At 41.2% G+C, this 9742-nt stretch carries 13 protein-coding genes and 3 tRNA genes; all 16 read left to right on the top strand.

Annotated elements, in window-relative coordinates; translation table 11 throughout:
• The first annotated feature begins 166 nt into the window (after nt 1-166).
• The 16 genes from T515_RS17500 (at nt 167) to T515_RS15185 (ending at nt 9321) form a co-directional block, all read left to right on the top strand.
• Nucleotides 167-328, top strand: coding sequence for a hypothetical protein (locus T515_RS17500; RefSeq protein ID WP_155988409.1), 162 nt, complete (start codon nt 167-169; stop codon nt 326-328).
• A 419-nt stretch (nt 329-747) separates the two neighbouring features.
• Nucleotides 748-969 carry a helix-turn-helix domain-containing protein gene (locus tag T515_RS15120; RefSeq protein ID WP_024865527.1) on the top strand — a complete coding sequence of 74 codons (222 nt, stop codon included), beginning with the start codon at nt 748-750 and terminating at the stop codon, nt 967-969.
• Between the two features lie 161 nt (nt 970-1130).
• Nucleotides 1131-1203: transfer RNA gene (locus tag T515_RS15125), tRNA-Asn, on the top strand.
• 256 nt (nt 1204-1459) lie between these two features.
• Nucleotides 1460-2098, top strand: a complete 639-nt coding sequence (locus tag T515_RS15130; RefSeq protein ID WP_051671802.1) for a hypothetical protein — start codon at nt 1460-1462, stop codon at nt 2096-2098.
• 42 nt (nt 2099-2140) lie between these two features.
• The gene (locus tag T515_RS16905) at nt 2141-2497 is read left to right on the top strand and encodes a helix-turn-helix domain-containing protein (protein WP_051671803.1); all 357 of its coding nucleotides are present in this window, start codon (nt 2141-2143) and stop codon (nt 2495-2497) included.
• Entirely contained in the window at nt 2494-3258 is a 765-nt protein-coding gene (locus T515_RS15140; RefSeq protein ID WP_036613025.1) for a hypothetical protein, read from the top strand. Before T515_RS16905 ends, T515_RS15140 begins: the two co-directional genes overlap by 4 nt.
• Before the next feature lie 16 nt (nt 3259-3274).
• Complete coding sequence (locus T515_RS15145) at nt 3275-3976, top strand: metallophosphoesterase (RefSeq protein ID WP_036613028.1); 702 nt, start codon at nt 3275-3277, stop codon at nt 3974-3976.
• Between the two features lie 11 nt (nt 3977-3987).
• Nucleotides 3988-4602, top strand: coding sequence for a metallophosphoesterase (locus tag T515_RS15150; RefSeq protein ID WP_081832859.1), 615 nt, complete (start codon nt 3988-3990; stop codon nt 4600-4602).
• A 421-nt stretch (nt 4603-5023) separates the two neighbouring features.
• Nucleotides 5024-5095 (top strand) — tRNA-Gly (locus T515_RS15155).
• 86 nt (nt 5096-5181) lie between these two features.
• Nucleotides 5182-5254, top strand: a tRNA-Ala gene (locus T515_RS15160).
• A 280-nt stretch (nt 5255-5534) separates the two neighbouring features.
• Entirely contained in the window at nt 5535-5945 is a 411-nt protein-coding gene (locus T515_RS18105) for a tRNA(His) guanylyltransferase Thg1 family protein (protein ID WP_242839400.1), read from the top strand.
• Complete coding sequence (locus T515_RS18110) at nt 5924-6322, top strand: hypothetical protein (RefSeq protein WP_242839401.1); 399 nt, start codon at nt 5924-5926, stop codon at nt 6320-6322. Before T515_RS18105 ends, T515_RS18110 begins: the two co-directional genes overlap by 22 nt.
• Nucleotides 6319-7365, top strand: coding sequence for an RNA ligase family protein (locus tag T515_RS15170; RefSeq protein WP_036613029.1), 1047 nt, complete (start codon nt 6319-6321; stop codon nt 7363-7365). The genes T515_RS18110 and T515_RS15170 overlap by 4 nt, the downstream gene beginning before the upstream one ends.
• 17 nt (nt 7366-7382) lie before the next feature.
• Nucleotides 7383-7970, top strand: coding sequence for a metallophosphoesterase (locus T515_RS16910; RefSeq protein ID WP_051671804.1), 588 nt, complete (start codon nt 7383-7385; stop codon nt 7968-7970).
• Complete coding sequence (locus T515_RS15180; protein WP_036613030.1) at nt 7967-8467, top strand: RNA ligase; 501 nt, start codon at nt 7967-7969, stop codon at nt 8465-8467. The genes T515_RS16910 and T515_RS15180 overlap by 4 nt, the downstream gene beginning before the upstream one ends.
• 23 nt (nt 8468-8490) lie before the next feature.
• Nucleotides 8491-9321: a hypothetical protein gene (locus T515_RS15185; protein WP_155988410.1), complete on the top strand. Its 831-nt coding sequence runs from the start codon at nt 8491-8493 to the stop codon at nt 9319-9321.
• Nucleotides 9322-9742 lie beyond the last annotated feature (421 nt).

The raw sequence follows: 9742 nt of genomic DNA on the forward strand, positions 1-9742 counted from the left end.
CAGTGCCTTGGATGCCTCCAGTACTGCCCGAAGAATGCAATTTCCATTGGCAGGATAACAGACAGACGGGAGCATTATCATAATTCAGAAGTAAAAGCAGAGGATCTTATGGAAGATATCATACATGTAGATGGATGATTACGTCTTATAGAAGGAGACAAGGATTATGGGCAGTAACGATGACGATGATGAGCTCCTAGATATGTTCATGATGGGGATGCTTGATAAGCATACTTCACCGAAAAGTGGTGGAGGATGTGCGGGCTGCATTCTTCTTATGGTATGTGCATCTGTGATTTTTAAGATATTGGTATATTCCATGATATGATCTTTCAATCATGGAAATTCTTCTATGGGTTCATATCAGTTATTTGCAAAATTATTTATGACATCCATTTCCGTTTTCTTTTATTGTAGACATTCTGTTGAATCAAGAGAAATGTAACTTATAAGGCTAACAAAAAAAGAACCTCGAATCAATGAAGCACACGCCATTTCATCTACCGTTCTTAGTTTCATCACGAATCGTTTCAGATCTGTGAAGCACACGCCACATCTCTTTGACTTGTCTACATTGTATCGGTTTTTATACAATGAGTCAACATGAAAATAATTTTTATTTTTTGATGATCCAGGTTCCGGGAAAAGATAGTCCGAAGAAATCCTGAGCATTAAGAATAGAGTAGCTCTCGGTCCACTTAACTTGCGTTAGGTGGATTTTTTAATGCAAAAAGGAGAGAAAAAGAAATGGATTATCCAGTAATAGATATCGAGGGAACAGGAATAAGGATCAGGGAGCTGATCAGAGAGAGCGGACATACAGTATCTGAGGTTTCAGAATACCTTGGAGCAAGCACATCGCTTGTGTACAGGTACTTAAGAGGAGAAGTTCTTCCAAGTATAGACAGGATTGTGGCTCTTTCAGTTTATCTTGAAGTTCCTATTGATGACATAATCGCAGTTGCTTAAGGCTGCGCCTTACGACATGGGGTAATGGTAGCCCACAGGACTTTGACTCCTGCAATCTTGGTTCAATTCCAAGTGTCGTAGTAAGACGTAGTAGCCAAGTTGGAAAGGCGACGGACTCTGACTCAGGAAGTTGCAGGTTCGAGTCCTGCTACCGCAGCTTTGGATACATAGCTCAATTGGCAGAGCGCCCGGCTGTTAACCGGGAGGTTGTGGGTTCAAGTCCCTCTGTATCCGCTATTCCAGGATAGCGTGGGAGGTAGAGCACCCGCTTCATACGCGGAAGGTTATGGGATCCCTTGCAGAGCTCGGAGTCGCAAGCATGGCATCCCACGGATGCCTGCTACCCGTTCCTGGGACTATTATTTAATCATTTTGATAAAGCGATTTTCTAATTTATCAACCACGGGTTTATATACAATGGAATTAATCTCCAATACAATATATATGAGAAAAGGCATAAGTTTATTGATTACATGGTATAAGAAGCGAAATGAATATTGAAAAAACAGGAAAAACATGCATTGAGAAAAAGTATAAAGGTTTTGAGAAGCCGGTTGATAAGATAAAACGATGGAAACGCAATATTAGGTTTATTTTTCAGCGTGTAAAGTATGGCTATTGTGATTCCGATGTATGGAGCATTGATTACTGGTTTTTGATGGTGATGCCTGGGATGCTGAAACAATTGAAAGACACAACTCATAGCTATCCGGATTTTTGCGGAAACACTTCACATGCATTGTTTGGTACAGGTAGATCAGACTATGTTGATAATGCAGGTATGAAGAAATGGGATGACATCTTGTCGGAAATGATATTTCTTTTGAATGAATCGAATGAGGATACCTGCACTAAGAAAAACAAATATGAAGAGGATTATCATAAGGCATATCAGGAATTTAGAGAAAAATATGGGAAGTATGGACAAAAACTAAGAACAGAGGATGAAATTGCCAGGGAGAAACAAGAGGGCTTGTTCAGGTTGTATCATCCAGGAGATGTGCCTGAATATAAAGAGATAGAAGACCGATATTTTGAAGAAAGTAGGAAACTTGACCAATATAGAGACGAATGCAAGGACAGAGCTATTGATATGTTTAAAGAATGGTTTTGGGACCTTTGGGATTGATGAAAAGATTACATTCATAGTAGGCATAGAGGGAAAATATTTATGGATGAAGGATATGAAAAAATAATGGAGATCATTGAAATGAATAGATTTCGGCAGAGACTGGGACTATTGGATTACACAGCATGCTGGGAAGAACCTGACAGGGTAAAAGGACTTGACATTGAAGCTACAAAGAATAGGGTGTGCGATCTGATTAAATCAAAGGGATTAAAAGACAAGACTATTGCTGATAAATTGGGTATTACTCCACAGGCAGTTAATAAATGGCGCCATAAAGGATCATTTTTTGTGATTGAAAACCTTTATGTTCTCAGCGGTCTTTTGGGTGTAAGTGTTGATAATCTTTTAGTCCCTGTGGCCGTAAAGAAATGGGAAGTTTTGATTGAGAAAAGATGAGAGATAAGAATAGAATACGGCCATTTTTAAACAAAATAGCAGAAGAATGGGAGAATCATCCGGATCTTAGATTCGGTCAATTTGTGATGGATGTGATTCCTGATCAGGATAAACTGTGGAATTGTGAAGAAAGCGAATTTTTAAGGCGTCTTGATGTTTTTGCCAATAGAGCAAGCGGCAATAAAGCAGGCACAGCAGATAATAATCGTCCTGTGATGACGAAGGATCTTAACACATTTGACAATACACCAAGAAAGATCAGATGCATAGGAAGGAAGCATGATTTTCTTGGCGATGGTAATTATTTTACTGAGGAAGAACTGGAGATTGGCAAGGAATATACTATAGTACCTCATGGCGGACGACATGATGGGATGTTCATTCACATAAAGGAGCATCCCAGGCACACAGGATACCCATATTATCTATTTGAAGAGCTTGAGCCCTATGATGAGGAAATCGGGAAGACTGCCGCGCTGCTTGGTCTTATGAAATCTCTTGACGAGGCGGAAGAATCCATAAGAGAAGGGAAACTATATTCCGAAGAAGAGGTGTGGCAGGAATTTGAAAAAGTAATAGAAGGTAAAGATGAAGCACGGGATCCTGCAAGAATAGAAGTATGCCTAAAAGCTATTTCAAACGTATGGAAAAAGCATCCGGATATGAGGCTTGGACAAATCCTGCAGTACGCGCTGGGGGATTCTGATCTGTGGGATGTAAAGGATCTTGATATTAGTGAAGCACTGAAACAGATGGAATAATTGGAGATTTTTTGAAATGAGCAGAGTACTTGTGATTCCTGATGTACATCTAAAGCCATGGATTTTTGATGTGGCTGATAGAGTTGATGAGAATAGCTACGACGACATCGTAATACTCGGGGACCTGGTAGATGACTGGGGGAAAGGAAATGATTTAGACGCATATAAAGAGACGCTGGATCGTGCTGCTGAATTTGGCAAAGAGCATGATCAGTCATTGTGGTGCTATGGTAATCACGATGTATCTTATCTTTGGGATGCCATGGAATCGGGATATTCTGTCCAGGCAAGGATAACTGCTATTGAAGGCATTACCAGACTGGAACGTGTTCTTGAAGAACGTTATAGATTTGTCCATAAAATTGATGATGTGCTATTCAGTCATGCCGGTCTTACGGAGAGTTTTGTCTTTCAGATGTGTGGATATCATATGAAAGAAATTGAAGATACCCTTGCAAAGATCAATCGGATGGGAAAACAGGAACTATGGAGAGATAGTTCGCCTATATGGGCAAGGCCTCAGGCTGACTTTTACAGGATGTTTAGGGATGATCTCTTGTATCAGGTAGTGGGTCATACACCCGTAGAGGAACCGCTAGATGCTTGTGGAGTGCTGACATTGGATCTTTTCTCGACTTACTCAAATGGGGATCCTTTCGGGAATCAGAAACTTTACATCGTTGATACTCTGACGAGGAAATTCGAAGAGGCAAAGTAGGGACAGATACGATGATATATTTTACTGCAGATATGCATTTTGGACATAAGGCAATAACAACAATGCAGAACAGACCATTTGAATCTGTTGAGGAAATGGATAATGTTCTTATGCAGAATTATAATGCTGTTGTCAAAAAAGATGACACTGTATATATCCTTGGAGATATCTGTCATCATATGAAAATCGAAGACGCTGATAATTTGATAAAGAAGCTGAATGGAAAGAAATATCTTATTCGTGGTAACCATGATAAGAATTATGATCCGCGGCTTTTTGCAGATATTCAGGATTTTATGAAAATCTCTGTAGATGGGAACGCTTTTTCTTTAATGCATTATCCAATGTTATCTTGGCCTAAAAAGGGTAGCGGAGGTTACCATCTCCATGGACATATCCATGCACGTATGGAGTACAACGAGACTAATAGGTCTGATGGACAGAGAAGATATGATGTTGGTGTAGATGCCAATAACTTTTTCCCGGTATCAGCTAAGCAGATTGTGAGTTTTTTTGAAGAACATAGTACTGACGAATTTTCTATATCTAGTAACACGTTAAATGTGATGGATGCTGCAATTTCTAATCTAAATGAAGGCAAAGTTTCAGAACGGATAGAAATTTGATGTTTCGTGATTTTGTAAAAAAGAGCTTTACATTTCATATTACAGGTGCCTATGTAGGTACATAGGAAGTGCTTGTCCTATTTACATTGATGCAAACATCAATGTAAATATGCGGTCGCTTCCTTTTTTGTTAAACAGATGTAGTAAACAGATAGAAAGGCAAGGTAAAAAACTTTCAATGAAACAGATGATGATTTCTAATTTGACATGCACAACCGCGACAAAGGCGTATGGCTTTACAGCTGATACGTTTGTTATTGGTGCGCTCATTTCAGGATCATCAGAACCAACATGGGGAATAGAAAAATATATCAGGACAGATGGCAAAGTCCGATGTTAGAGGTTAATAGTGGCATCGGAATAAACTGTAGATTTTTGGATCTGTCCGTGTTGGATGGATCCTTTTTTAATACAAAAATACGTGGATGTGGTGCAATTGGCAGCATATCGGTCTTCCAAACCGAAGGTGCCGGATCATAACCGGTTATCCACTCTCAGAAGGAGAAGGCAGGCACTTCCTTACTTCTGGACAAACAATTAAATATAGCAGAAGGCCACAGGCACGGTCTTCTGCGTCATGGGCCGGAAGTCGCAATGGGGTGACGCTGGTTTTGCATACCAGAGATGGCGGGTTCGATTCCCGTGCGGTCCACTGAAACATCACGCTGGATAAGCATAGATAGCGATGCAGGTGACCTGTAATCATCAGAGGAGGGCGCACATCCTTCATCCGGCCTTTGCGGGGGAGTGGAACGGAATGACCATACAGGGCTCATATCCCAAGTGATAGCAGGTTCCCTGCGCAGTGCTCGGAGTCGCAAGCGTGGCATCCCCCGGATACCTGCGACCTGCCCCCGCGACTTCGTTTTATCAACCATCAGTTAACTGACAACTGTGCAGGGGAGGAATACTATTGTTAGTAGAGAATAGTAATGGAGGAGAAAACAATGCGTTTTGATGAGATGGATGCAAAGATGCGAATTTATGAGCAGTCGTTAGATCAGGTACTACTTCCTGACATTTATATGGTTGCAAGGCTTGATGGTCGGGGCTTTACAAAGCTTACAAAAGAAGTTTGCAACTTTGAAGCACCGTTTGATGAAAAATTTAGAGATATGATGGTGAAAACTACAAAGGCGCTCATGGATTGTGGATTCAGAGTTGTGTATGCATACACAGAAAGCGATGAGATATCATTACTGTTTGCTGCTGGCGAGGATGCATTTGGAAGGAGAGTGCGAAAATACAATTCAACTCTGGCTGCTGAAGCCAGTGCAGTGTTTTCACTGGAACTTGGAATGGCAGCAACTTTGATTGCAGAATGGTGCCTCTCCCAAATGTAGAAAGAGTTGAAGATTACTTCCGATGGAGACAGGAGGATGCTAACAGAAATGCTCTTAATTCGCACTGTTACTGGATGCTTAGAAAAGAAGGGATGTCAGTTCACAAGGCGACATCAGAGCTGAATGGCAAAGGTGTGAGTTACAAAAATGAACTCCTTTTCAGCAGAGGAATTAATTACGATAAGCTGCCTTCATGGCAGAAACGCGGAGTCGGTATGTGGATGGAAGAGTATGAGACAGAGGGCACTAATCCCTTGTCAGGAGAGACTAAAATGACAACGCGCAAAAGGATACATGTAGATTACGAGCTTCCGATAGGAGATGAATATGGGGAGCTTATTCGAAGTATTATTGAGAAGGAAGGAAAGAAAAGATGAGAAAACTAGCATCAATACAGAAAATCAAGGCAGTCATGCCTATACCGGATGCGGATAGACTGGAACTTGTCCAGGTGCTTGGATGGAAGTGTGTCGGTGGAAAAGATGAATTTCATGTAGGAGATATGGTGGTCTATTTCGAGATAGACTCTTTTCTGCCTGTATGTGATGAGTTCGAGTTTTTAAGAAAGAGTTCCTATAAGAACAATGAGTTCATGGGAGAAGGATTCAGGCTTAAGACCATGAAGTTCAGAGGAGAGATATCCCAAGGGCTATGTCTAGGAATAGATAAGCTGTCAAAGCTTCAGGGAATGGCACTGGAGGAAGGAATGGATGTTACAGAGATCCTTGGCGTTCGTGAATGGGAAATGCCTGAGCGTGCAGGATCCGGAGGAACTATGATTGGAGATCGTCCGGGATATATTCCTAAGACTGATGAGACCAGAATACAGTCTGCACCTGAACTGCTAAACGAGTTCAAGGGGCTTCCATATTACATAACTACAAAGATGGATGGATCAAGCCATTCAATAGGTGTAAGGGATGGTGAGATTTCTTTTACCGGACATAACTTCACTTATAAGGATGATGGAAAGTCTGCATTTGTTGAGCATGTAAAGGCCGCAGGAATACCTGAGAAGATGAAAGAGTATGCTGATGAGCATGGGCTTAGCACGTTGGTTCTTCAGGGAGAATGGTGCGGTGAAGGAATTCAGAAGAACAGGCTTAAGCTAAAGAGGCCGGAGTGGTTTGTATTTACAGCTAAAACGGATGATAAGAGAACTGATCTTACAACGCTAAGGGAAATCTGTGAATACGTTCACTGCCAGATGGTTCCGGTTGAAGAGGAAGGTGATAACCTTCTTGCAAAGTATCCAGATGAAGCAGCTCTTTTAGCCAGGGCTGAAGGAATCGGATACAACGGCACGACCAGAGAAGGAATAGTAATCCGTCCCATAGAGCCGGTTCATTCATATACACTTAGCGGACCGTTGTCGATGAAGGTAATAAACAACAAGTATCTTATGAAGAATGATGACTGATCATAGATGGAGGGAACATGATATCTACATTGTATGAACCATTCAGGCACTGGTCAGAAAATGGATCGGTATATATCCTGTCTGATACTCACTTTGATGATGATGACTGTAAAATAATGGATCCCAATTGGATAGATCCTAATGAACAGGTCAGAATACTGAATTCTGTAATCATGAAAAATGATACATTTGTATGCCTTGGAGATGTTGGAAAGCCTGAGTATGTAAAACAGCTCAGGGTCAGAAAAAAGATCCTGCTTCTTGGCAATCATGACAGAAGAGGTGAGTATACAGGGGTGTTTGACGAGATATATGCCGGACCTCTTTTTATAGCTGATAAGATTCTTTTGTCGCATGAACCGGTATATGGTCTGCCGTGGTGTCTTAACATTCATGGCCATGATCATAGCAATATGGAAATGTACAAAGAAGGGTGTAAGCATCTGAATCTTGCAGCCAATGTCTGCGGATATACTCCGGTCAATCTGGGAAAACTGATAAAGGACGGGATTCTGTCTGATATAGACAGTATTCACAGGATCACAATTGACAATGCCGTAGAGAAGAAGGAAAAGAAGTGGATTAGCAAAGAGACACAGACATGAAGCCAAGAATATTAGAATTCATAAAGAATAACCCGGATACCTGGGAAGAGAAGCTGAATGAAAAATTTATACGCACAAACCATAACGGAGATCTGGTGTGCTTCAAATATGCAACTGAAGCCGATTTCTCAGATCCGCTGGTATGCGAAGCAAGAGGAATTATAATTGACGTGGTTCAGCGCGTAGTGGTCTGTTGGCCGTTTGATAAGTTTTTTAATGTACAGGAACAGTATGCTGCAGATATTGACTGGAATAGCGCCAGGGTGCTGGAAAAGATAGATGGCTCTATGATAAAGCTTTTCTGGTACAAAGATGCTTGGAGATTTGCGACAAGTTCTACCTGTGATGCTAAGGATGCAGCTATTCCAGGGTATAACGAACTGACTTATGCGGACATAATTGCCCGTGCTGAAAACGTAAATGAGATTCCTTTTGAGGAACTGAATAAAGACTATATGAGGATTATCCTGAAGACAACTTTGTGCAGTACAAGATGACCATTAAAAATCGTGAAAAATTCATGAAAGGAGTTTATAAAAGATATCGCAAGGCTTTAAAAGAGGAGATGGGCTACGAAATAAAGCTCGGTAAAAATGTTTCACTTAAGGGCAGAGATCAAAAGAAGTTCTTACGAATGCGCTCTCTTGGAGCCGGCTACAGAGAAGAGGATCTGGAGAAAGTCTTTTTCGGGGAAAATGCATTTACTCCTGTTCCGAAGCAACAACGTGCTGACGAAAAAGGTTATGTTAAACCTGAGCCAAAGGTGGATATGCTTCTTGATATCCAGGCAATGATAGCCAAGGGAAAAGGACCTGGCTATGAACGCTGGGCCAAGGTTCATAACATCAAGCAGATGGCACAGACACTTCTGTTTCTGGAAGAACATGGTCTCAGAGATTATGATGAACTCTCAGAAAAAGCCAAGGTAGCCTCCGAAAGATTTGGAGAAATCACTGAGAAGCAGAAAGCTCTTGAAGAAAGACTTGTGGAGATAGCTGCACTGAAAAAGCATATCATAAACTATTCCAAGACTAAGGACACTTATGCCGAATATCGCAAGAGCGGTTATAGCAAAAAGTTCTTTGAAGAGCACAGGGAAGCTATCACTTTCTGCAAAGCAGCAAAGGAAGCCTTCTCCAAAATTGAGGGAAAACTTCCTAAGATCAAAGAACTGAATCAGGAATACAGCGAAGTCCTTCAGGAAAAGAAAAAGACCTATGCCGAGTACCGGCAGGCTAAGCAGGATATGAAAGATATACAGATGGCAAAATACAATGTTGATCTGTTCCTCAAATTTGAGGAGCAGAAAGAGCAGGCTGAAAAGCAAAAGACAACAGAACAGATTCGATAAGAATTAGGGAGATTTCATTGTGATGACACAGTGGTGTCTCCCTCTTTTATGCGTTTAATAACGAGTCAAGTATCTTCGTCGGATTCATGTTTACATGAAATCCGGTGCAGATATTTAACGAGTGTACCGACATGAGCAAGTAGACCGATAGGTCGGATTGCGAATGCCGGTCAGATTGTGAGAGTGCGTAGCACGAAGTAATCTGAGTTTAATGTATTAGCATCAATTCATGATGCGTAGCTCCAAGTGAAACGAGGTTCAGGGGGATTGGGGGAATGACCACCAACAAGCAAAAACGCGCCGAGGGTCCTCGGTGCCCTGCTTGCCACGATTTGCCAAATAATGTTGGACAAACGGAATATTAAAAAGAGCAAATTTTTGTTATAATAATTTTTTGAAAGTATTATGTTAAATATACAAT

Source organism: Oribacterium sp. P6A1, assembly GCF_000702885.1.
Classification (GTDB): Bacteria; Bacillota; Clostridia; order Lachnospirales; family Lachnospiraceae; genus Oribacterium.

What these genes read in the sequence shown, in the direction of transcription:
- T515_RS17500 (WP_155988409.1), top strand. Translation starts at nt 167, where the DNA reads ATGGGCAGTAACGATGACGATGATGAGCTCCTAGATATGTTCATGATG.
- T515_RS15120 (WP_024865527.1), top strand. Translation starts at nt 748, where the DNA reads ATGGATTATCCAGTAATAGATATCGAGGGAACAGGAATAAGGATCAGG.
- T515_RS15130 (WP_051671802.1), top strand. Translation starts at nt 1,460, where the DNA reads ATGAATATTGAAAAAACAGGAAAAACATGCATTGAGAAAAAGTATAAA.
- T515_RS16905 (WP_051671803.1), top strand. Translation starts at nt 2,141, where the DNA reads ATGGATGAAGGATATGAAAAAATAATGGAGATCATTGAAATGAATAGA.
- T515_RS15140 (WP_036613025.1), top strand. Translation starts at nt 2,494, where the DNA reads ATGAGAGATAAGAATAGAATACGGCCATTTTTAAACAAAATAGCAGAA.
- T515_RS15145 (WP_036613028.1), top strand. Translation starts at nt 3,275, where the DNA reads ATGAGCAGAGTACTTGTGATTCCTGATGTACATCTAAAGCCATGGATT.
- T515_RS15150 (WP_081832859.1), top strand. Translation starts at nt 3,988, where the DNA reads ATGATATATTTTACTGCAGATATGCATTTTGGACATAAGGCAATAACA.
- T515_RS18105 (WP_242839400.1), top strand. Translation starts at nt 5,535, where the DNA reads ATGGAGGAGAAAACAATGCGTTTTGATGAGATGGATGCAAAGATGCGA.
- T515_RS18110 (WP_242839401.1), top strand. Translation starts at nt 5,924, where the DNA reads ATGGTGCCTCTCCCAAATGTAGAAAGAGTTGAAGATTACTTCCGATGG.
- T515_RS15170 (WP_036613029.1), top strand. Translation starts at nt 6,319, where the DNA reads ATGAGAAAACTAGCATCAATACAGAAAATCAAGGCAGTCATGCCTATA.
- T515_RS16910 (WP_051671804.1), top strand. Translation starts at nt 7,383, where the DNA reads ATGATATCTACATTGTATGAACCATTCAGGCACTGGTCAGAAAATGGA.
- T515_RS15180 (WP_036613030.1), top strand. Translation starts at nt 7,967, where the DNA reads ATGAAGCCAAGAATATTAGAATTCATAAAGAATAACCCGGATACCTGG.
- T515_RS15185 (WP_155988410.1), top strand. Translation starts at nt 8,491, where the DNA reads ATGAAAGGAGTTTATAAAAGATATCGCAAGGCTTTAAAAGAGGAGATG.